General features: G+C 66.4%; 23 protein-coding genes. 16 read left to right on the forward strand and 7 right to left on the reverse strand.

Annotation, left to right across the window (positions count from 1 at the left end; all coding sequences use genetic code 11):
- Positions 1-50 precede the first annotated feature (50 nt).
- Positions 51-1019 (forward strand): plastocyanin, encoded by a 969-nt coding sequence (locus C493_RS10525; RefSeq protein ID WP_049889288.1) that lies wholly within the window; start codon positions 51-53, stop codon positions 1017-1019.
- A 207-nt stretch (positions 1020-1226) separates the two neighbouring features.
- On the opposite strand, the gene C493_RS10530 is transcribed toward C493_RS10525, so the two are convergent.
- On the reverse strand, positions 1227-1514 hold the full coding sequence (locus C493_RS10530) for a DUF5789 family protein (RefSeq protein WP_007259413.1): 288 nt from the start codon (positions 1512-1514) through the stop codon (positions 1227-1229).
- Between the two features lie 185 nt (positions 1515-1699).
- Here C493_RS10530 and C493_RS10535 point away from each other — a divergent pair, with 185 nt between their 5' ends.
- Both C493_RS10535 and C493_RS23415 read left to right on the forward strand, forming a co-directional pair.
- Entirely contained in the window at positions 1700-2482 is a 783-nt protein-coding gene (locus C493_RS10535; RefSeq protein ID WP_007259414.1) for a PHP domain-containing protein, read from the forward strand.
- Positions 2483-2543: 61 nt separating this feature from the next.
- Positions 2544-2708, forward strand: coding sequence for a DUF6757 family protein (locus tag C493_RS23415; RefSeq protein WP_007259415.1), 165 nt, complete (start codon positions 2544-2546; stop codon positions 2706-2708).
- A 38-nt stretch (positions 2709-2746) separates the two neighbouring features.
- On the opposite strand, the gene C493_RS10540 is transcribed toward C493_RS23415, so the two are convergent.
- Together C493_RS10540 and C493_RS10545 are read right to left on the reverse strand one after the other, a co-directional pair.
- Entirely contained in the window at positions 2747-3070 is a 324-nt protein-coding gene (locus tag C493_RS10540; protein WP_007259416.1) for a 4Fe-4S dicluster domain-containing protein, read from the reverse strand.
- A gap of 79 nt (positions 3071-3149) precedes the next feature.
- Entirely contained in the window at positions 3150-4004 is an 855-nt protein-coding gene (locus C493_RS10545) for a TrmB family transcriptional regulator (protein WP_049889289.1), read from the reverse strand.
- 713 nt (positions 4005-4717) lie between these two features.
- On the opposite strand from C493_RS10545, the gene C493_RS10555 reads away from it, so the two are divergent.
- From C493_RS10555 to C493_RS10585, 6 genes are all read left to right on the forward strand, one after another.
- Positions 4718-6331, forward strand: coding sequence for a succinic semialdehyde dehydrogenase (locus C493_RS10555; protein WP_007259419.1), 1614 nt, complete (start codon positions 4718-4720; stop codon positions 6329-6331).
- On the forward strand, positions 6328-7410 hold the full coding sequence (locus C493_RS10560) for an SDR family oxidoreductase (protein WP_007259420.1): 1083 nt from the start codon (positions 6328-6330) through the stop codon (positions 7408-7410). Before C493_RS10555 ends, C493_RS10560 begins: the two co-directional genes overlap by 4 nt.
- An 85-nt stretch (positions 7411-7495) precedes the next feature.
- On the forward strand, positions 7496-8509 hold the full coding sequence (gene hemB, locus C493_RS10565; protein ID WP_007259421.1) for a porphobilinogen synthase: 1014 nt from the start codon (positions 7496-7498) through the stop codon (positions 8507-8509).
- 488 nt (positions 8510-8997) lie between these two features.
- The gene (locus C493_RS24040) at positions 8998-10794 is read left to right on the forward strand and encodes an ammonium transporter (protein WP_007259422.1); all 1797 of its coding nucleotides are present in this window, start codon (positions 8998-9000) and stop codon (positions 10792-10794) included.
- Positions 10795-11750: 956 nt separating this feature from the next.
- The gene (gene hemL / locus C493_RS10580; protein WP_007259424.1) at positions 11751-13025 is read left to right on the forward strand and encodes a glutamate-1-semialdehyde 2,1-aminomutase; all 1275 of its coding nucleotides are present in this window, start codon (positions 11751-11753) and stop codon (positions 13023-13025) included.
- Positions 13026-13189: 164 nt separating this feature from the next.
- Positions 13190-13864: a hypothetical protein gene (locus tag C493_RS10585; RefSeq protein ID WP_007259425.1), complete on the forward strand. Its 675-nt coding sequence runs from the start codon at positions 13190-13192 to the stop codon at positions 13862-13864.
- Positions 13865-13880: 16 nt separating this feature from the next.
- On the opposite strand, the gene C493_RS10590 is transcribed toward C493_RS10585, so the two are convergent.
- Positions 13881-15098: a sensor histidine kinase gene (locus C493_RS10590; RefSeq protein WP_007259426.1), complete on the reverse strand. Its 1218-nt coding sequence runs from the start codon at positions 15096-15098 to the stop codon at positions 13881-13883.
- 135 nt (positions 15099-15233) lie between these two features.
- On the opposite strand from C493_RS10590, the gene C493_RS10595 reads away from it, so the two are divergent.
- From C493_RS10595 to C493_RS10605, 3 genes are read left to right on the forward strand one after another with little or no spacing between them, the layout of a single operon-like run.
- Positions 15234-15563: a DUF5789 family protein gene (locus tag C493_RS10595; RefSeq protein ID WP_007259427.1), complete on the forward strand. Its 330-nt coding sequence runs from the start codon at positions 15234-15236 to the stop codon at positions 15561-15563.
- 8 nt (positions 15564-15571) lie between these two features.
- On the forward strand, positions 15572-16183 hold the full coding sequence (locus tag C493_RS10600; protein ID WP_007259428.1) for a YciE/YciF ferroxidase family protein: 612 nt from the start codon (positions 15572-15574) through the stop codon (positions 16181-16183).
- Positions 16180-16677 (forward strand): YciE/YciF ferroxidase family protein, encoded by a 498-nt coding sequence (locus C493_RS10605; protein WP_007259429.1) that lies wholly within the window; start codon positions 16180-16182, stop codon positions 16675-16677. The genes C493_RS10600 and C493_RS10605 overlap by 4 nt, the downstream gene beginning before the upstream one ends.
- A gap of 150 nt (positions 16678-16827) precedes the next feature.
- On the opposite strand, the gene C493_RS10610 is transcribed toward C493_RS10605, so the two are convergent.
- Positions 16828-17214, reverse strand: coding sequence for a hypothetical protein (locus tag C493_RS10610; RefSeq protein ID WP_241430893.1), 387 nt, complete (start codon positions 17212-17214; stop codon positions 16828-16830).
- Between the two features lie 190 nt (positions 17215-17404).
- Between C493_RS10610 and C493_RS10615 the strand changes: the two genes are divergently transcribed.
- Positions 17405-18502 carry a glutamate-cysteine ligase family protein gene (locus C493_RS10615; protein WP_049889290.1) on the forward strand — a complete coding sequence of 366 codons (1098 nt, stop codon included), beginning with the start codon at positions 17405-17407 and terminating at the stop codon, positions 18500-18502.
- A 15-nt stretch (positions 18503-18517) separates the two neighbouring features.
- Here the strand turns inward: C493_RS10615 and C493_RS10620 are convergent, their stop codons facing one another.
- Both C493_RS10620 and C493_RS10625 read right to left on the reverse strand, forming a co-directional pair.
- Positions 18518-19372: a hypothetical protein gene (locus C493_RS10620; protein ID WP_007259432.1), complete on the reverse strand. Its 855-nt coding sequence runs from the start codon at positions 19370-19372 to the stop codon at positions 18518-18520.
- A gap of 136 nt (positions 19373-19508) precedes the next feature.
- Complete coding sequence (locus C493_RS10625) at positions 19509-20078, reverse strand: DUF6789 family protein (RefSeq protein ID WP_007259433.1); 570 nt, start codon at positions 20076-20078, stop codon at positions 19509-19511.
- Between the two features lie 138 nt (positions 20079-20216).
- Between C493_RS10625 and C493_RS10630 the strand changes: the two genes are divergently transcribed.
- The 3 genes from C493_RS10630 (at position 20217) to larE (ending at position 22333) form a co-directional block, all read left to right on the forward strand.
- Positions 20217-21038 carry a hypothetical protein gene (locus C493_RS10630; protein ID WP_152421141.1) on the forward strand — a complete coding sequence of 274 codons (822 nt, stop codon included), beginning with the start codon at positions 20217-20219 and terminating at the stop codon, positions 21036-21038.
- 40 nt (positions 21039-21078) lie between these two features.
- Entirely contained in the window at positions 21079-21378 is a 300-nt protein-coding gene (locus tag C493_RS10635) for a hypothetical protein (protein ID WP_007259435.1), read from the forward strand.
- 139 nt (positions 21379-21517) lie between these two features.
- Positions 21518-22333 carry an ATP-dependent sacrificial sulfur transferase LarE gene (larE, locus tag C493_RS10640; RefSeq protein WP_007259436.1) on the forward strand — a complete coding sequence of 272 codons (816 nt, stop codon included), beginning with the start codon at positions 21518-21520 and terminating at the stop codon, positions 22331-22333.
- The last annotated feature ends 13 nt before the right edge of the window (positions 22334-22346 follow it).

The raw sequence follows: 22346 nt of genomic DNA on the forward strand, positions 1-22346 counted from the left end.
TGGTACCGAGTAGCATATTTATTTCCATACCAGGCGAAGCAATACTGCCCATGAAGGGTGAACACGACTACAGAAACGCTGGTTTAGCATCGATTACGCCAAGGATCGATCGACGACGGCTGTTGCAGGTCCTCGGTGCAGGCGCAGCCGTGACGCTGGGAACGAACGCTGTCGCTGCCGGTCCGACACTGCAACAAGACGAGATTCCGCCGGATCAGTCCGGTGACGGAATTCACCCCGTGTTCGGCTTCTCGGCGCTCGCGATGGACGTCGATCCACCGGTCGAGCCGGATCACGTCGTCGACGCGATGATTCAACCCCGCGAGGACCGCGAGATCCCGGAGTTCTTCTTCGAGCCGACGGGGCTGTACGTCGAGCCGGGCGACACCGTCCAGTTCAGACTCGTCACGCCGCACCACTCCGTGACAGCGTACCACCCCGCACAGGGACAGCTACCGCGAGTTCCGGACGACGTTCCGCCGTTTTCCTCGCCCGTGTTGCCGGTGAACGCCTACTGGCTCTACACGTTCGAGCAGCCGGGCGTGTACGACATGCACTGCGGTCCGCACGAGATCTTCGGCCACGTGATGCGGATCGTCGCGGGCGAGGCGACGGGTCCCGGTGCGGAACCGGTTCCTGAGCCCGAAACCATGGCCGAACCGAACGGCGATGGCGGAGAGATGGCCGACGAAAACGGGCCTCGCCAACACGGCGACGGCCACGAGGACGGCCCGCACGATCACGAGGACGGCCCGCACGACCACGAGAACGGGCCTCACCAACACGGCGACGGCCACCACAACAACGGGAACGGGTCGAACGGGGACGGAGCAGAGCCAGACGAGGACGACGCGGGACCACCGGATGACGCCGAGGGGGAGGGCCCCGAACTCCGACCCCCGGTCGGCGCTGCGCTGACCGTCCTCGGCGACTCGGCGCTCGAGCCCGAGCGAATTATCGAGGAGGAGACGGTCTCTTGGGAGGAGATCGACGACGCGAACAAGGAGCTCGTGCTCTGAAACGCGCGTCCGAACCGTCGAAGCTCTCCGACGCGTTCACCAAGCGGACGAGGCTGTGCAATTTGCCGGCTCTCGGTCGGACAGTCGTACGCGAAACGCAACCCTATCGTACGAGGGCGGTAGGGCTCTCCGGTTTGAGATCGTCGCAGGGAGTGAGAACTGAGCGAGCGGCGAAAGCGAGAAGCCAGCGCGAAAAATCGTCGGTCGTTAGAACGAAACGGCGTCGGGCGCGTACGGGCTACCGACCGGTGTCGGGTCGCGGTCGCTGTAGCCGACGCGGCCGACGGCCTTGTCGCTGACCGCACAGTAGACGGAAGCGCGCGCCTCCTCCGGGGACTCGAAGGTTTCTGACTCGAGGCGGGCGAGTACATCGCCGACCGTCTCGGACCCGTTGGGTAGTTCGAGGGTCCGATCGCCGTATTCGTCGATCAGTTCCTCGGTCGTGGCGGGATACTCGTGGTCGTCGATGACGTCGCCGGTGCCATTGAGCAGCATTACACCTGAACTACTGTGAACGATAATTATAAACATTGTCCATATACGTTTCTTAGGCGCACTGTATACCTAATATTCTTTAATGAGGCTAGAGTGGAGTGAGGGGACGGGCAGCGTTCGGACGAATTCGACGGCGAGCCCCGTGAAGAAACGCCTTTGGGACCGCGCGCCGTCCGACCGGACAGATGCCTTACGCCGACCTGCACGTCCACACGACGCGCTCGGACGGGAGCCTCGAGTTCGAGGAAGTGCCGGACGCCGCCCGCGAGAACGACGTGGCCGTCGTCGCGATAACCGACCACGACCGGCTGCAGCCGATCGACGAGCCGATCGCAGAGCGCGACGGCGTGACGATCGTCAGCGGGATCGAACTGCGGGTCGAGACGCCCTACGGCGAGCGCGTCGACCTGCTGGGGTACGGCGTCGAGCCGACGGCGGAACTCGAGGGAATCGTCAAGCGCATCCAGCGCAATCGGATCGAGCGCGGTCAGGCGATCGTCGACTGCGTTGAGTCCCGACTCGGGATCGACCTCGGCGTCACCGTCGAGGACGGCTTCGGCCGCCCGCACGTCGCGCGGGCGATCGATGCCCACCCGGACACCGACTACGACTACGGGGACGCCTTCGCCGAACTCATCGGCAACGGCGAACCGTGTTTCGTCGCGCGGGACGTTCCCTCCTTCGAGCGAGGGCTGGCGGCGCTCTCGAGTGCGAGCCACCTCGTCTCGCTGGCGCATCCGCTTCGGTACGCCGATCCGGAGGCGGCGCTCGGGCTGACCGCCGAGCCCGCCCTCGAGGCCGTCGAACTGCACTACCCCTACGATCGGGACGACGTCGACCCCGATATCGTCGAGGACGCGATCGAGCGCAACGACCTGTTGACGACCGGCGGAACCGACGCCCACGAGTACGAACTGGGCGTCGCCGGACTCTCTCGGGCCGCCTACGATCGTATAGAGCTATCATAATCGCGTTACAATCCTGGCCGATAGCGGAGGGTTCAATGCAACGTGGTTCCAACCCGTGGGTATGCACTGTCACTACTGTGACCGCGAGGCCGCATTCGCCGCCGAGTCGGACGGGCTCAAGGTCGGTCTCTGTGAAGAACACTTCCGCGAGCGGTTACAGGAACTCGCCGAAGCTGACGGACTCGAGACCCTGAAAGAGAAGGTCGACGTCGACCGCGCGGAGTAGGGTCGCGACGAAGAGACGGTCGTGCTACCGATACTCGCTCAGGCCGTCCGCCCGGCGTCGACGTCGATCGCGTCGACCGGGCAGACGTCCACGCAGAGCATACAATCGATACACTGTGCTTCGTTCGCCGGATCTGCCTTCTCCTCGCTTTCTGGATGATCGGGCGTTTCGACCCACTCGAAGACGTCGACGGGGCAGTCCTCGAGGCAGGCGCCGTCGGCGATACAGAGGTCGAAGTCGACCGCGACGTGCGTGCCGTGGATGCCGAGCTCTTCGGGTTCGTCGACGGGTCCCCAGACGTCGTGTCCGTTGTGTTCGTCGACCTTCTCGCGATTCTCGGTGAACTGCGGATCTATGGCCATTGCTAACAGATCTAAACGGGAGACGCGCACTTAAAAGTATATACTCGTTGATGTTCGAACGACGCCGGAACGCGGTCGGTCACGGCTCGGGCGTGTCGCTGGTGGCTGCCGTGTCGCCGGTGGCCGCCGCGTCGCCGACGCCGCGACGCTCGAGGCGATCGTCGAGCAGTTCGCGCACCCAGACGGCGAAGCCGTGGTCGCGGCCGTGGGTCCAGATGGCTTTCTGCTGGAGGACGTCGGGGAGGTCGCTCTCCTCGACGCTGCCGGCCACGACGGCCTCGCGGTCGGTCATCAGCAACTGTCCCGGCCACTCGGAGTAGACCGCGTTGGTCGTCCGGAGGTCGGGCGAGACGACGACGTCGGCGTCCGGCGCGATTTCGAGGAACTCGTCTCTGTACTCGTCGGCCGGGACTTCGATGTACACCTCGACATCGCGGTCGGCGGCCGACGCGAGCGCCTCGCCGACCCGATCGTCGACGACCGCCGGTTCGGGAACGAGATAGTGGATCGATTCGGTGGCCTCCTCGAGGAAGACGACGACGCGGTCGGTCACGTGTTCGTTCTGGTTGATCGACCACATCCCCTCGTCGTCCCTCGACTCCGGTTTCTCGACCTGTTTGAGCGCGTTTTCGGCGGCGTCGATCCGCGAATCGTAGTCCTCGCGGAGCCGTCGGCAGGCCATCTGGACCGGAACGGCCGCGTACTCGCGCGGTTCGGATTGCTGGACGTTGACCAGCCCCTTGCGCTCGAGTCGTTCGATGGTGTCGTACACCCGGGATCGCGGCACGTCCGCGACCTGGCTGACCTCCTTTGCGGTTCCCGTGGAAATCCGCGTCAGCGCGACGAAACACCGGGCCTCGTACTCCGTTAGTCCCAGAGATTCGAGACTTGTCACTGCTTCTTCGGCTGTTGACACAGCAGAATATCCGTTCATAGCGGCTAAAAGTCACGGCTTTCGACAGCCACGTCGGGCCCGTCCGACGTATTCGACCCGAGCGACGATCGGAGAGGACGAAACGAGGTACTGCCACACGGACAGCCGTTGACGCTGCCGATCGGATGGATCTCGCCCTCGCTCGAGAGCCAGACCGCGAGGACCCGCCCGCACTCCGTACAGCTCGCGGCACCCCGTGAACGCGTCTGTGTACTCATACAACTGGTTCCACTGACGGAACGGATAAGTCGACCGTGAGTTGGGGGAGAACACGAGCGCCGGTACTCCGATCGAAACACCGGACCCTCCTTCGGCCGAGTCGGCTCTGCCGTTTCGGTTTCCCCGGACGTGAGGCTGGTCGAGAATGTCGTCGACAGCTCGGAACCAGCCCGGCGGCAGCCAGCACGCTCGTTGACTCCCGACAGGAGAACGTCGATTCGGAGTACTTTGGTTCGGAGGTGGCTATCGACGATCCTGTCGTTTTCACGCCGCCGATCACAAACACCTTCGTAGAGACCCCACACGGTGCAGTCGACTCGTCGAATCCAGGAGGGTCAAGGACGGCTTCGACGACATCACGTTCTCGCGACGCGAACGCTACTCGTCAACGTCGGTCCACACGCCCGAGGCCGCCGATTTCGTCACTGCCGAGAGCCGGGCGTTCTCACCGCGATGCGAACCCGTATAGATGCTCGCGAATACACCTATCCCAGATGACAATCGAAACAGGATCGGAACCGACGGCGGATCCGCTCCCGGCGACGTCGCTGTCCCGCGACCGACTCGCGGCGCTGTCGGCGCGGATCGACGCCGAGACCGACGCGGCGATCGCCGTTCGAGCGCCGGCGACCGACGTCGAGATCGGCGCCGTGCCGGACTGCGACGAGCGAGACGTCGAACGAGCCGTCGACGAGGCCCGCAGGGCACAGGAGAAGTGGGACGAAACGCCGATCGACGAGCGCGTCGCGATCGTCGAGCGGTTCGGCGACCTCGTCCTCGAGCACCGCGAGCGACTGCTCGACTGCCTCCAACTCGAGACCGGAAAGTCGCGCCAGAACGCCGTCGAGGAGGTCCTCGACGTTCCGTTGACCTGCTCGTACTACGCTGCGATGGGGGCCGACGCGATCGCCGAGCAGCGCCGACGCGGCGCGGTTCCGCCGGCGACGACCGCCCGCGTGACGACCGAACCGGTCGGCGTCGTCGGCGCGATCTCGCCGTGGAACTACCCGTTGACGCTCGCGATGACCGACGCGATCCCGGCGCTCGTCGCCGGCAACGCCGTCGTCCTCAAGCCCGACGAGAAGACGCCGTTTACCGCCCTCGTGCTCGCGGATCTGCTCGAGCGGGCGGGACTGCCCGACGGCGTCTTCCGGATCGTCACCGGTCGCGGGGCGAGCGTCGGGCCGGCGCTGATCGACCGCGTCGACTACGTCACGTTCACCGGCAGCACCGCGACGGGGCGGACGGTCGCCGAGCGGGCCGGCCGCAACCTGATCGGCTGCTCGCTCGAACTCGGCGGGAAGAACCCCTTGCTCGTGCTCGACGACGCCGACGTCGAGACGGCCGCCCGCGGCGCGGTCCAGGCCTGTTTCACCAACGCCGGCCAGCTCTGTCTCGCCGCCGAGCGCCTCTACGTCGACGAGTCGGTGTTCGACGCGTTCCTCGACGCGTTCGTCGGCGAGACGCGCCGCCTCACGATCGGCACCGGCTTCGACTACGCGGACGACGTCGGCTCGCTGATCGACGGCGACCAGCTCGAGCGCGTCGAGTCCCACGTCGAGGGGGCCCTCGAGGCCGGCGCCTCGGTCCTCACCGGCGGTCGTCGCCGTCCCGACGTCGGCCCCTTCTGTTACGAGCCGACGATTCTGACCGACGTCGACCCCGAGGCGGCGGTCGCAAACGAGGAGACGTTCGGCCCCGTCGTCTCTGTCGAGTCGGTCCCCGACGCCGAGACCGCGGTCGAACGAGCGAACGACTCCGACTACGGGCTGACCGCGAGCGTCTGGACGGGCGACCGCGAGCGCGGTGTCGAGGTCGCCCGCGAGATCGACTGCGGCACCGTCTGCGTCAACGACGCCTACGTCTCCGGCTGGGCGGCCGTCGACGCGCCGATGGGCGGGTTCGACGACTCCGGGCTCGGCCGCCGCCACGGCCGCGAGGGGATCGAACGCTACCTCGAGTCCCGGACGATCGCCGCCTCGCGGATCGGTCCCCTCGACGCGCCGCCGGGCGTGCCGGCGTCGTGGTACGCCCGCGGAATGGTCGCGCTGACGCGACTCCAGCGCCGACTGTCGTCGCTGCCGCGACCCGGGAGGTGGGGCCGATGAGCGCCGCGCCCGCGGTCTTGCTCACCGGCTTTCCCGGCTTCCTCGGCTCGGCGCTGGTCGAGCGGCTGCTCGAGCGCGGCGACGGCCCGATCGCCTGCCTCGTCCAGCCGCGGTATCGGGATCACGCCGAGCGGCGGGCGGCCGACCTCGCCGGGGCGGACGGCGAGTCGATTCGGCTCTACGAGGGCGACATCACCGAGCCGAACCTCGGGCTCGACGACGCCGACCTCGAGGGGCTCGCGTCGGTCGCCGAACTGTACCACCTCGCGGCGGTCTACGACCTCGCGGTCGAGTCCGACCTCGCGGAGGCGGTGAACGTCCGCGGGACTGAACACGTCCTCGACGTCGCCGAGGCCCTCGAGGTCGACCGGTTTCAGTACGTCAGCACCTGTTACGTCAGCGGCCGGTACGACGGGGTCTTCACCGAGGACCACCTCCGGGAGGGCCAGTCGTTCAACAACCACTACGAGCGCACGAAGTACGAGGCCGAGGTCGCCGTCCAAGCGCGGATGGCCGAGGGGCTTCCCGCGACGATCTATCGGCCGGCGATCGTCGTCGGGGACAGCGAGACCGGCGAGACCGGAAAGTACGACGGGCCCTACTACCTGATCAGGCTGCTCCTCTCCCAGCCGTCGTGGTGTTCGATCACGACGCGTTTTCCCGGTTCGCCCGGCGCCGAACTCAACGTCGTGCCGCGGGACTTCGTCGTCGACGCGATCACGCATCTGAGCGGCCGCGACGACGCCGTCGGCGAGGTCTACCAACTCTGCGATCCCGCCCCGCTTTCGGTGCCGGAGTTCGTCGACGCGGTCGCCGACGCGATCGGACACCGCGTCGTCTCCGTCCCGGCCTCGAAACGGCTCTCGAAGGGGCTACTCGAGGCCGCCGCGGATCGAGGCCTGCCCGCCGAACCCGCGACGCTCGACTACCTCGACCACCCGACGCGGTACGCCTGTCCGAACGCGAGGCGAGCGCTCGCGGGGACGGGGATCGAGTGCCCGCCCGTGGCGTCCTACGTCGCCGACCTCGTCGCGTTCCTCCGGGAGAACCCCGACGTCGGCGACGAGGCGATGGTCTAGCTCGGTCGACCTGCGTGCGTCGGTTCGCCAAAGCGCAGGCCGCGTCGAGCGCATCGCTTTTGCAGCCACCGTCGAATGAACGCGTATGGACCTCACTCACCGTCCCCGCCGACTCCGCCAGGACCGCGTCCGGGGCCTCGTCAGCGAGACGAGCCTCGAGCCGACGGATCTCATCGCGCCGATCTTCGTCGACGCGACGACGGACGAGCGCGTCCCGATCGAGTCGATGCCCGGCCACGAACGCGTCCCGATCGACGAGGCCGTCGCCCGCGTCGAGGAGGTCCGCGAGACCGGCGTCGAAGCCGTGATGGTGTTCGGCATCCCGGCGTCGAAAGATCCCGAGGGGAGCCGCGCCTGGGCCGAAGACGGCGTCGTCCAGGAGGCGACCCGACGGATCAGCGCGGAGACGGACGCCTACGTCATCACCGACGTCTGTCTCTGTGAGTACACCGACCACGGCCACTGCGGCCCGCTCGAGGCGGAACTCCGCGGGGATACCGACGTCGGCGAGGGCGGCCCCGCCTGCGATCCGACGCTGACCGTCGACAACGACGCGACTCTCGGGGCGCTCGATCGGATCGCCGTCTCCCACGCGGAGGCGGGCGCGGACATGATCGCGCCGAGTGGCATGATGGACGGCATGGTCGCCGCGATCCGCGAGGGGCTGGATCGCGACGGCTTCGAACACGTGCCGATCATGAGCTACGCCGCGAAGTACGAGAGCGCCTTCTACGGCCCGTTTCGAGACGCTGCCGATGGCGCTCCCTCCTTCGGCAACCGCCGGCACTACCAGATGGACCCCGCGAACGCCCGGGAAGCGCTGCGCGAGGTCCGCCTCGACGTCGAGCAGGGCGCCGACGTGCTGATGGTCAAACCCGCCCTGCCGTACCTGGATATCGTCGGGTCCCTCCGCCGCGAGTTCGATCATCCCGTCGCCGCCTACAACGTCTCCGGCGAGTACGCCATGCTCCACGCCGCCGCCGAGAAGGGGTGGCTCGAACTCGAGGCGGTCGCCCTCGAGTCGCTGCTGTCGATCAAGCGGGCGGGTGCGGACCTGATCTTGACGTACTTCGCGGAGGACGTCGCGGCGGAACTGTGAACGCAGTACCGTTCGGTTCGACCCAGCCACCGTAGTGGATAGCGAGTTCGACGATGACGAGCGTCTCGAGTCGACGACGGAGACCCACATTCTGACGAACGTCCAGCCGCCTCCTTCGGCGGGTGTCACAGTGGCAACATCTGCCGCGCGCACGGTTGCTCGCTCGGCTACCGAGGAATATCGTTCTCTATCGACGTACTGTCCGCTGACGGCGAGTTTTTCGCAGTGGACAAAGAGAGAATATATAACCACGTCTCGAAAAATCCTCGAGATCGAACGGCCTTATATACATTAAACCACCTCTAGATTTCTCCGAACGTCCCTATTACCCCAGACTATCTGGACGTACATCAACGCTAATCCTTATATGAAGATGGTCCATGAGCATCAGACGTGACTCAGAAGACAACCAACGTCGAAGTTGGATCGTTCGTGGACAAGCGTCCACCAATAGTCGATAGTGGAACGGAATTCGTCGGGGTGATCGCGTGATCGATCCGACCCTCCTCGAGGTAACGACCGGGGACCTCGAGTCGCTCGCGACGGGGATCAACCTCGTCTGGATGCTGGTGGCGACGTTCCTGATCTTCTTCATGCACGCCGGCTTCGCGATGCTCGAGGCGGGCCAGGTCCGCTCGAAGAACGTCGCGAACCAGCTGACGAAGAACATGCTGACCTGGGCGGTCGGCGTCTTCGTGTTCTTCGTGATCGGGATGGGCGTCTCGAACAACGTCGGTGCGATGCTCGGCGGCGGCGAGTCTGCCGCGTGGACGCAGTTCGCGCTCGATCCGAGCGGCGAGATGGTCGAGTTGCTCTTCAGCGCGGTGTTCGCGATGACCGCCGCGACGATCGTCTCCGGTGCGGTCGCGGGCCGCGCGAGACTTCGCGCGTACGTCATCTACACGTTCTTGCTCGCCGCGGTCATCTACCCCGTCGTCGCGGGGATGGTCTGGTACGGCGGCGACCCGCCGATCCTGACCGATCTCGGCTTTTCCGACTTCGCGGGCGGGATGGTCGTCCACGGCGTCGGCGGCGTCGCCGGCCTCACGGCGGCCTGGATCCTCGGGGCTCGCATGGACAAGTACAACAGCGACGGCAGCGTCAACATCATCCCCGGCCACTCGATGACTTTCGCCGTGCTGGGGACGCTGATCCTCTGTTTCGGCTGGTTCGGCTTCAACGTCGGAACGGCCGCGACCGTCATCGGCGACGGATTCGAACTCGCCGCCTTCGACATCGTCGGCCGCGTCGCGATCGTGACCGCCCTCGGGATGGGACTCGGCGCACTCGGCGCTTCTACCGTCTCGATTGCACTGAACGGCAAGGTCGACACGCTCTACGTCGCGAACGGCATGCTCGCCGGCCTCGTCGGCGTCACCGGCCCGACCGACCTCATCACCCCCGTGGGTGCGATCGCGATCGGCTTCCTCGCCGGCGCCCAGCTACCGATCGTCTTCAAGTTCGTCGAGCAGAAGCTCAAGATCGACGACGTCTGTGCGGTCTTCCCGGTTCACGGAACCGCAGGGATGCTCGGACTGATCATCTACCCACTGTGGTCCGTCGAGGGGTCGGCCATCGGCGGTAGTGTTATCTCGGGGGGCATCCTCTCGATCGAGGCCAGCGCGTTCGGTCCGCAGATCCTCGGCGTCGCCGCGATCACGATCTGGACGGTCGCCGCGACCGCCGCCGTCTGGGGCGTGCTCAAGATGCTGGGTCAGGCCCGCGTCACCTCCGAACACGAACGCGACGGACTCGACCTCGCCGAACACGGCGTCGACACCTACCCCGAGTTCGGACAGCCCGACGTCGCGACCGACGGCGGCCCAGCGCCGTTCCGCACCGACGGCGGCTCCGACGATGACGACCGCGTCATCCGCACCGATGGAGGCGAACGACTCGAGGACGCCGAACTCCGTACCGACGGGGGCGCGCCCAACGACGGCGAACTCAAGCTGATCACCGCGATCATCCGCCCCGACCGCCTCGGCGCGGTCAAGCAGGCTCTCGCCGAGACCGGCGCACCGTCGCTGACCGTCACCAACGTCTCCGGCCGCGGCTCCCAGCCCGCAAAGAAGGGCCAGTGGCGCGGCGAGGAGTACACGGTCGACCTCCACCAGAAGGTCAAAATCGAGTGCGTCGTCGCCGACATCCCCGCCGAGGACGTCGTCGAGGCCATCGGCGAGGCGGCAAACACCGGCGAGCCGGGCGACGGGAAAATCTTCGTGATCCCCGTCGAAGACGCCTACCAGGTCCGCACCGGAAACACCGGCCAGGACGCGGTCTGACGGAACGCTTCGGTCGGACACCGATTTTCCTGTTTTTTCGCTCCGGAGACCGATCCGGACGTTGATTCGGCTCGCGTCGACTCGAGACCCCACACTCCCGTTCAGGGGAGTGTCGTTACCTCCACTATATAAATTAAACATCATTCGAAGTTGGGTATGTGATAGTCATTATCGCGTATTATTCATCGGTGTTCAACGGAAATGCTTATAATCGGGACGGGCCACAGAAAGGTACGTGATCGGAACGACAACCGCTACCACAGCACCGACCGCGGCACCCGTCCGTCGATCGGGAGCGGCGCAGTCGGTACGTGCGACTGCGGCGGGGAGGAACACGATTCGCTCTCCGACGAGCGAGATCGTTCCGTCCACGAGTGCGCGGCCGCGAGTCGACGGCCACCTCCACTTCCGGTGCGAGGGGGCCGTCGCGACGCGTCGTGACGCTATAGTAGTCAGTGAAAGTCAATGCACACCCGATCGCAGGATGGCGTTGCGATCGGTGTGTAAATCGTTTCACTGACTACTATAGTTGCGAGGTATCGAACGGCGAGCGACGGACTCGAGCGCTCGCGGAGAGCGATGATCGCTGCGTTCGGACAGGCGAGTCCGGACTGGAGGGTACCTAGGCAGGGTCGCGCGGCCGTCAGAGCGCGCGCCCACCGACGCGCGTTCCGCGAATTCGTTCGCGCGGCCCGCCTCGCTGCCCTCGGTCGGCATACTCTCCGGACGGTTCGTCCGGACTTCGACGCCCGCTCCGAACCGGGCGTCGACGGCCGCCGCGTCGTATCGGCGGCCACCACGATCCGGTGACTCACTGTGGGTTCGATCGTGTCACCCTCACTGGATTCGTGTTTTTCGCGGTAGAACGTACTCCAACGGAGCGATCCGCGAGTAATGACGCCCCCTCGCGAGCGAACCTCGGTACTACTTTCCCGTCCCGTTGCTAAGGCTGGGATATGAACCACGACAACTCACGCGAGCTGTACGACCGGGCGCTGTCGGTGCTGCCCGGCGGAGTCAATTCGGCGGTTCGTGCGGCCGTCGAGCCGTATCCGTTCTTCGTCCAGAAGGGCGACAACGGCCACGTCATCGACGCGGACGGCAACCGCTACGTCGACTGGGTGATGGGCCTCGGTCCGCTTCTTCTGGGGCACAATCTGCCCGAACCGGTCCAGGCCGGCATCCAGCAGAAGGCCAGCGAGGGGCCGATGTACGGCACCCCGACGGAGGTCGAGGTCGACCTCGCCGAGTTCGTCGTTCGTCACGTGCCGAGCGTCGAGAAGATTCGGTTCGTGAACTCGGGCACCGAAGCGACTACCTCGGCGGTCCGACTTGCCCGGGGGTACACCGGCCGGAACAAGATCGTCGTCAACCAGGGCGGCTACCACGGCGCCCAGGAGTCGACGCTGGTCGAGGGCGACGCCGAAAATCCGAAACCCTCCTCGGCGGGCATCCCGCAGTCGTTCGCCGAACACACGATTCCCGTGCCGTTCAACGACGAGGAGGCGGTGCGAGACGTCTTCGAGAAACACGGTGACGACGTCGCAGCCGTTCTCACGGAACCGATTCTGGGCAACTACGGTATCGTCCACCCCGAGGACGGCTACCACGAGTTCCTCCGCGAGATCACCGAGGAACACGGCTCCCTGCTCGTCTTCGACGAGGTCATCACCGGCTTCCGCGTCGGCGGTCTGGGCTGTGCCCAGAGCGAGTTCGACGTTACGCCCGACCTGACGACGTTCGGAAAGATCATCGGGGGCGGCTTCCCCGTCGGCGCCATCGGCGGCCGCGCCGAGATCATCGAGCAGTTCGCTCCGTCTGGTCCGGTCTTCCAGGCCGGCACCTTCTCCGGCCACCCCGTCACGATGGCCGCCGGCCTCGAGACCCTGCAGTTCGCCGCCGAGAACGACGTCTACGCCCACGTCGACGGCCTCGGTGACCGCCTTCGCGACGGACTCGAGGATATCGTCGCCGATCAGGCACCCGAGTACACCGTCGCCGGAACCGCCAGCATGTTCAAGGTGATCTTCACCCGCGACGGCGAGGCGCCGACGAACGCCGCCGACGTCAAAAACGCCGAAACGGATCGCTGGCGGCGCATCTTCTGGGGCCAGATGAAAGACCGGGGCATCTACCTCTCACAGAACCAGTTCGAGTGTCAGTTCGTCAGCTACGGCCACACCGACGAGGACGTCGAACGGACGCTCGAGGCGTACAAAGAGGCGCTGTAGGAACCGCCCGCTTCGAACACGAGTGACGGACCGGTCGAACGGTGACGACTGTCACACCGTGAGTACGGGGGACTCGAGGGGAGCGACGACGGTGTCGGACTCGATGCGCTACGGCGGGGTTCCGAACACCGAGAGACGCCCCGCGGGAGCGGTTCAAACAGCAGATGAGGACGCACGTCGACGAGATCGGCTGGGCGCGGCTCATCGAGCGGTTGCTGTATCTCTTTCCGCCGGTGGTCGGCGTCGGTATCGTCGGCGTGCTCCGAGACGCCGAACCGGGCGTCCCCGGGCTCCAGTTCGCGCTGTTTCTCGTCAGCGCGTTCGGGTATACGGTCCTGACGCTCGGCCTTCTCGTCGCCATCTTCTTCGACGCGCGGCGGATCCGTCGGCGACCGCGGGCCAGCGGCAACTGGGCGCCGAACCCGTGGCTGAACGCCGCCGCGGCGCTCGTCTCGGCACCGCTCGCGGGCGTCGTCTACCTCGCGCGGCGCCACAGACGATTCGGAACGCAACCCGGCTGGTCGGGCTGGTGGCTCGTCGTGGCGGTTTCGATCGGAACGACGGCGTTCGGGCTCGCTACCGCCGTGATCGCGATCGTGTTTACCATCCCGGGGCTGCTCCGCGCCAGCATCGGCCTCGCCGGTGCGATCGCCTTCGGCTCGTTTCCGATCGCGATCCACCAGGACGCGGCCTACGTCTGTACGCACGGACGCTCCTGGCGGCCGAATCCGGGACTGTACCTCGGTATCGCCTTTCTGAGTCTCTCGATTCCGCCGCTGCAGCCACTCGTCGCGGGCTACTATCTCCTCCGGCGTCGCAGGGAGCTCGGGACGCCCTGACGAATCCACGCGACGGTCACTCCACGTTCGTCAAAAGCAGCGAGTTCCCAGACCGCTCGAGCGCCGCCCTCTCTTCGGTCTCGGCGCCGTCGCGGTTCCGGCCGCCACCGTCGGCCACCGCGGGAATCTCGACCGCGAACGTGCTCCCGTCGGCGCTCGTCTCGACGAGTTCGACCGCACCGTCGTATCGGGTCGCGAGCTGGTCGACCAGATACAGGCCCAGTCCGTGGGTACTGCCGCGGCGCTCGACGCGCTCGAACAACGACTCGCGCGTCGAATCGGGAATACCAGGGCCGTTATCGGCGATTTCGACGCGAACGGCGTCCGGTCCGGGATCGACCGTAACCGACACTCGCGGCGTCGCGGCGTCGTTGTGCTCGACTGCGTTCGCGAGGAGATTGGCGAACACGCGGGCGAGCAAGTCGTCGGCCCGAACGAACACGTCGTCGGGAATCGACGTCTCGACCTCGATAGGGCCCCGCTTGTGCTCGAGCTTTCGGACTTCGCCTCGCAGGATTCGGGAGAGATCCACCGGCTCGAGTTGAAACGAGCCGTCCGTCGTTTGCAACAGCACGCGCACGTCGTCGATCACCGTCGCCATCTCGTCGGACTCCTCGATTACGATGTCCGCCCACTCGCGAGACTGCTCGTCCAGCGGGGCCTCGTCGCGAAGCAGCATCGCGTAGCCGTTGATCACCGTCGCGGTGTTCAACACTTCGTGGCGAAGAACGCTGTTGAGGTAGTCGAGGTAATCCCGCTGGTCCTCGAGATAGTCCGCCCGAAGCGTGGCCCGTTCGGCAGCCAGCGCGCGTTCGACGGCCTGTGCCTCGAGACAGCCGATACCCAGACCGACGCCGGCACCGAGAGCGACCGCCCAGCGGAGCCACGCGAGCACTTCTGCCAGTCCGCCGGTCGGCATCACGAGAACGAGCGCGAAATTGATCGCTACGAAGAGTATCGAGCCGCCGAAACACCAGCCGAGAATTCGCGAATAGCGAGTCGAGGGAAGCGATGAAGTACGAAGCCAGTAGCCCCCGAAGACGATGCCAGCGACGAACGGCGCCGTCGTGACGACGCCGACCACGAACTGCCCTTCGAAGAGCAGCGGCGATGCGAACGCGAACAACAGGACGACCTCCGCGACCAGCGCGGTCGTCAGTAGTGCACCGAATCCGACGACGATCGCCGGAATCCGTTCGCTGTCGACGAATCGACCGCTCGCTGGCCACTGCATACACTGGCAATCCAGGTCGGTTTTGTTAGGCATTCCGGCCGTTTCGACTCGAGTCGAACGGGGAGTCGACGCGAACGCCGTGCCAGTCGTTTGCAGGCTGTAGCTCTTTCCCCTCGATACTGATAGGGCTCTCCGATGAGCCACATCGATGACACCGCCGACGAGGTTCGATCGCTCGAGGTCGGAACCGTCAGTCAGCTGTTCGACGAGACGACGTTCCCGACGACGACCGAGGAGGTCCTCGCGGAGTTCGGCGATGTCGAGATCAGCTACCCGACCGAGTCGGATACGCTCGAGACGATCCTCGAGACCTCGGGTCACGAGACCTACGGGACGCGGGACGAACTCGAGTTGGCGATCCTGAACGGCGTGCGACGGGACGCCGTCGGTCGGCCGCGCTACGCCGACCGCGGCGACAGCCCGCACGAGACCGACGAGCACGTGCGGACACAACAGTCGTTCTGAGAGCGCCAATGAGCGCCACAACGACCGCCGCGCGCGACGCGCTGACGGCTCAGCTAGAACGGCTGTACTACATCGAGCGGACGCTGCAGTCGGAGCTCGAGACGCTCTCGAACGACGTCGAGATTCAGACGTTAGACGACATCCGCGCCCTGCAGTGTCGCGAGCAGCTCCAGTACGCGATCGACGGCCACCGCGAGGAGACCGAGACCCACCTCGAGCGGATCGAACGGGCCTTCGACGCCCTCGACGAGGAGCCAGACGGCCGTCCGGTTCCCGAACTCGACGGCCTGATCGCCGACAAAGAGGCGTTCAACAACGTCGTTCTGAACGACGCGCTCCGGCCGCTTTATTACATGCAGACGGTGCTCGAACTCGAAGCGATCGAGTGTACCGTCTACGAGACGACGATCGCGCTCGCCGGCGCGCTTCCCGACGACGTCGGCGACGAGGTCGTCGACGCGCTCCGGGACAACTACGACGACGAGCGCGAACTGCGGACGGAACTCGAGGACCTGACCGAGAGCGAGGCCGTCCGGGAGCTGCTGGCCGCGAGTCCGATCGACGACGCGCCGCGAGAGTCGCTCGACCGCGCCTGGCGGAGGGATCCCGATCGACCATGAACGTCGAAACGATCGAAGACCTGTTCGGCAGTCGGCTTCAGCGCGCCTACTACGCCGAGCGCACCCACGCGGAGTTATGCTCGGAGATGGCCGCGGACGCGACGGCCGGCGACTTCCGCGACCTGCTCGAGGACCATCGGACGGAGACCGACGATCAAATCGGCCGCCTCGAGGACGTCTTCGCGGCGCTCGGTCGCCGTCCGCGGGCGAGTCGCACCCGAACGGTCGACGGGCTGGTCGAATCGTGGCACCAACACGCCGAGGCGGCGGACGAACCGGCCGTCCCGGGCGCCCTCGAGATCGCGCTGATGGCGGAGCGACTCGAGGTCAGGACCTACGAGTCGCTGCTGAGGCTCGCCGGACGGCTGGCCTACGCCGACGACGTCGTCGAACCGCTCGAGACGAACCTCGCCGAAGAACGGGCGGCCCTGGAGGCCCTGGAGACGATCCAGACCGAGCGTCCGGTACTCGAGGCGGTCGGCATAACCGAGTGAGCGAAAAAAGGTTCGGTACGATCAGCCGAGGACGAACCGATTCGGCGTCGGTCGATTCCCGGACGATCGGATACCGAGATCGCCTCGAATCGACGATCGGCCCGTGACTCGTCATTCCGGTAGCGCGTCGAATCCCGCTTCGGTGTCCCGCTAGCGCTCGACGGCGAACCGGTCGTACCGCGCTCGATACCCCGCGAGCCGACCGACCGGAGCGGTCGCCGCCGCGAGCCCCCGCTGCAGCCCGACGGGAAGCGCCGCGAGGGCGAACTCCTCGCGGTAGGCGTCGGCGAGGACCGCGAGCTGGAGCGGTCCCGGCAGCCCCCAGCCGTTGGTCTTCCCCTGGCGGGCGAGGCCGAACAGCGTCTCGAACAGCCGGTGGATCTCGAGCGCCGGGCTGAGCTCGATCTCGGTGCGGACCGGCTCGTCGCCGTCGTTCCAGATGGTGTAATCGGTGCCGGCAGGCACGCCGAACGCGGTGCCCGGCGTCGCCGTCCACTCGTCGAATGAAGTACGGCAGGCGGCTGCAGGCACCGTCACTTCGTCGAAACCCGTCGAAGGAATCGTATCGAGCCGCGACGGCGACGTCCGCAGTGTCGGTGGCCATTCGACCGACGGACGCGTCGTCGTCGAACTGTCCGACAACTACGTGAGAACGATCGGGGCGACCGGAACGGCGGCGAGGGCCACCTCACGGCCCCCGCCCCGCGACAGCGAGCCCGCTCTGAGTATGAACACGAGTATCGAAGTCGAGTACTGGGTGATCGACACGGACGGCAAACTGACGACGCCGGGCGCACTGGCGGACGTCTCCGAACACACCGAACGCGAGTTCGTCGAGCCGCTGTTCGAGCTGAAGACGCCGCCCTGCGAGACCGTCGACGAACTCCGGCGGACGTTCGTCGACCAGTTCGAGACGGTTCTCTCGCGGGCGGCCGAGGTGGACAAGCGACTGGTGCCACTCGGGACGCCGATCAACTGCGATCCGATCGCGCTCCGCCCCGACGAGCGCGGTCGGATCCAGAAGGAGGTTATCGGCGACGACTTCGCCTACGCGAAGTACTGTGCCGGCACGCACGTCCACGTCGAGAAGCGAAACGTCACTGACCAGCTCAACACGCTGATCGCACTCGACGCCGCGCTCGCGCTGGTCAACTCCTCGCCGTACCTCCGCGGCGAGCGACTCGCCAACAGCGCCCGCGCGTACTGCTACCGGAAGAAGAGCTACGAGGAGTTCCCGAAACACGGCCAGCTCTGGCGCTACGTCGACACCGTCGGCGAGTGGCGCCGTCGCCTCGAGCACCGCTACGACGAGTTCGAAGCCGCCGCCGTCGAGGCGGGTATCGACGAGGCGACCGTCGCGGAACACTTCTCGCCCGACGACGTCGTCTGGACACCGGTTCGACTCCGCGACAGCATGCCGACTGTCGAGTGGCGCTCGCCGGACGCCGCGCTGCCGAGTCAGGTGCTCCGGCTGGCGACCGAACTCGAGATGGTGATGGAGGAGATCCACCACACGAACGTCGAAATCGAAGCCGAGAGCGACCCGCGAGACGCCGGCCACGTGACGGCCGACGGCGTCAGGCTTCCGGCGTTCGAGACGGCCTGTGACTACGCCGAGGCTGCGATGCTCGATGGCCTCGAGTCCGACGCCGTCGCCCGCTACCTCGATCGCATGGGCTTTTCAGTGGGCGACTACCACCCGATCGCCACGCGCATCGACGGCCGCCAGTACGTGACCAAAAGCGACGCCCGCGACCTGCGCCTGGAGTACGCGAACCTGCTCGAGGAGGACGTTGCAGAGTTGAGCGAGGCGCTCGAGGTCTGACGCGGGAACAGCGGATCAGACGAAGCCGACGATGAAGGCGAGCCCCATCCCGATCAGGACGACGGCCGTGATCGTCGGCAGGTACGGCGTGAATCGTTCGATCCGCTCGCGGTGGTGTTCGTAGCCCGCGATCAACAGCAGCGTCGGCAGGATGATCGCGACGATGACGGCCAGCGAGTAGAGCAGCATCAACTCGAGACAGAGTTCGGTGCCGGCGCCGGTACAGATCGCCAGGATCTGAATGGGTTCTTCGTGGGCGAATCCGAGCAGCAGGGCCGTCGTTCCCAGTGCTAGCAGGCCGCGTTCGGCGTGTTCCTCGCTCAGGTGCTGGTGGCCGCCGCCGAACGGGAGCGCGGCGCGGACGCGCTCGAGGACGCCGCCGTTGTGATCGTGTGCGTGCGTCTGTCCGTGGTCGTGGGCGCCGTGTGCGCCCTCGTGTTCGCGGTGGGCGTCCGCTCCGCCGTCGGTATGGTGGGCGTGTGAGTCGTCGTGCTCGTGGTCATGCCCGCGTTCGTGCTCGTGGTGGTCGTGTTCGTGTTCGTTACCATGCAGTTCCTCACCGAACCCGTGTCCGTGGCCGCCGTGGCGGTACTCGTGAATCCCCAGCAGGATCAACAGCGTGCCGGCGACGTAGCCGAGCCACGGCCCCTCCGCGAAGTCGGCGAACGCGCTGAACCAGAAGTAGGCCACCACGAGCGCGACGCTGCTGACGAGGTGGCCGACGCCGAGGATCAGCGCCGCGAGGGTGCCGTAGAACCACCGTCGCTGTTTGGTGAGCGCGTACGTCGCGGCGATCGGCCAGCCGTGGTCCGGCAGAACGCCGTGGACGAACCCGATCGCAACGACGCCGAGGACGATTCCGATCTCCATACGAAAACAGCAACGCTATCGGCGTATACAGGTTGTTAGGAGGGATTTCGGGAGATCGTAATACTGGTGCTAAATATTGTTAACCGTTGGCGTTCGGATGCCAGGGAGAAGTACCATTCCGCGTCCAGTTGCTAGCTCAGTTCCCCTGACCGTACTCGTACTCCTCCTCGGGATCTTCGACGCCCTCGGTGCGGGAGCCAACCCAGGCGCCGAGCGAGAGGCCGTAGACGAGGTGCCCCGCGTGGAACAGCGCGAGTTCGTCCGCCTCGAGGCGAATGTCGAGCAGTTCCTTCAGCATAATCTGCGAGCCAAACGCCGAGAGCGCCATACCGAAGATCGACCCCCAGACGATGCCGCGTTGTTCCGGTTCGATCGAGCGTTCGGCGTCTTGCAGGGCGAACAGTCCGCCGAAGATCGCGCCCGCCTGAATCCCGTAGACGAAGTGAAGGAGCAAGCCGGCGACGGGGTGGTCTTCGGGATCGTCGCCCGTGACGTACTGCGAGTAGAAGTTCGCCGACGGCGGCAGCGATCGCAGGATCGGCAGCCGAAACGCCGTCATGATGATCGTCGCGACGAACCCCGCCTGTAGCCCCCGAACGGCGGCGTAGAAGGCGTGTTCCGCGCGGGACTGACGGGCCATCGCACTCGGCCCCTCCTTGGCGTCGCTCGTCGACCGCCACTGTCGGAGTCGATCTGAGACGGACATGATGCTCTCTGTACACCTACCACGAACGGAGACTTAACAGCCCGGCGTGCAGTGGACGGGTGCTCGAGTCCGCGACCGACTTCCGATCCGAACTGCCGGAACGTCTTTGTTGGGAGACGATAAGTTCGTGTGGAGACGATGAAACGTCCGATCGACGGCCCGTCGACCGCCGCCGGAGCGTACGTCGGCGCGGGCTGTACGGCGCTGGGACGGAACGCGGGCGTCGACTGGGGGTTCGCGCTCGCAGCCGGGATGCTCGTCGGCGTCGTCGTCGCGGTTGCGACCGGCCATCGAACCGCCCTCTGGACCGGGCTTGGACGCCGCCGGCTCCAGGTCGTTCCGGTGGCCGTCCCAGCAGTCGGAGCGCTTGGACTGATTCTCGCCGATGAATACGGGCACAGCGGAGCCGTCCCGCTGTCGGTACTCGCTTGGCTAGTCGCGTTCGTGATCGTCGGTAGTGCGTTCTGGGCGGCCGTCACAAACGCCTACGCGGCCCACGCCGCCGGGGAAGTGCGAACGACCTGGACCGCGAACGCGGGTTCAGTCGCGCGTCGCCGACGGATCGGACTCACCGTTCTCTACGGAAGCGGCTGTGTCGTCGCGTTCGTCGCGAGCGCGCTGTACGGCGTTCCGACGGTCGTGCCGACCGCCTTCGCCGGCGCGACGGTCAGTTCGTGGATCGCAATCGACCGGACGCGCGTGTACGAGGCCTGCGAGGGCGGGCTTCGCTACACCGACGCCGGCGCGTCGGTCACGCAATTCGTTCCGTGGAGCCGATTCGGCGAGATTCGTGAGACCGACGACGCGGTCGTCCTCGAGCGCCGGTGGTGGCTCGACGAGCGAATGGCCGACGGCGACGTACCACCGAACGCGCGCGAGGCGTTGCGAGAGGGGCTCCGCGCGGACCACTCGAGTTCGGCCGCGACCCGAAGCGAGTGGGGGCGCGAGTCGGACTGGTAGGAGGCGACCGGTTTGTACGCCGGGCCACACAATCCGTGCGATGGTGTATCTGTACGCCGAACACGTGATCGACGACTACGAGCGGTGGGTACGCCACCACGAGGCCAACGCCGAGACGCGGGCGGCCCACGGCTCGCTCGGAACGCAGGTGTTTCGCACGCGCGACGAACAGGCCGATCGAACGACGCTGCTCGTCATCCAGGAAATCGACGACGACCGACTCGAGGAGGCGCTCGACTACTTCGGCTCCGAGGAGTTTCGGGCGACGCTGGAAGACGCCGGCGTCATCGAGGTTCGTGACGCGGGACTGCTCGATCGGGTACACCTTCAGGACGCCTGATTCGGTACCCGTCTCGACGGCAGAAATCACGGGCGATCGCGGTTTCGGTGGACCGACGGACGGTGGTCCACACGGGCGCGCTACGCGGCGAACGACTCGGGACACTGCACTTTTGCACCTCGGTCACGAACGACGGGCCATGACGACGCTCGAGGCGAAACTCGAGGCCGCTCGCGAGGATCTCGCGGCCCACGACGGCGCGCTGATCGCCTTCTCCGGCGGGGTCGACTCGAGCGTCGTGGCCGCCCTCGCCCGCGACGCCCTGGGTGCGGACGCGATCGCCTGTACCGCCAGCAGCGAGACGCTGCCCGCGGCCGAACTCGAGGACGCAAAGCGGGTCGCCGACGAGATCGGCATCCGTCACGAGATCGTCTCGTTCTCCGAACTCGAGAGCGACGCCTTCGTCGAGAACGACGACGAGCGCTGCTATCACTGCCGAACGATGCGTCTGGGAGAGATGCTCGAGACCGCCCGCGAGTTCGGCGTCGAAACGGTCTGTGACGGCACCAACGCCGACGATCCGGGCGCGGGCCACCGCCCCGGCCTGCGGGCCGTCGAGGAACTCGAGGTCCACTCGCCGCTGCTGGCTCACGGGATCACCAAAGACGAGGTTCGCGAGATCGCCGCCCGATACGACCTCTCCGTGGCGGATAAGCCCTCGATGGCCTGTCTCTCCTCGCGGATTCCGACCGGCCTCGCGGTCACCGAAGCGAGGCTCGACCGCGTCGAGCGAGCCGAGGTCCTGCTCCGCCAGTGGGGGTTCGACCAGTTTCGCGTCCGCGACCACGACGGTCTCGCCCGCATCGAGGTCGCCCCGGACGAACTCGAGCGCGCGTTGACCCACGAGTTCGCCGAAACGGTCCGCGAAGAGCTATCCGACCTCGGCTTCGATCACGTGACGCTCGATCTCCACGGCTACCGGACGGGAAGCGTCAGTCCCGCGGCCGACGACTGACTCGCACGCGGTC

Origin of the sequence: Natronolimnohabitans innermongolicus JCM 12255, from assembly GCF_000337215.1 — an archaeon.
In the GTDB taxonomy this organism is placed as follows: domain Archaea; phylum Halobacteriota; class Halobacteria; order Halobacteriales; family Natrialbaceae; genus Natronolimnohabitans; species Natronolimnohabitans innermongolicus.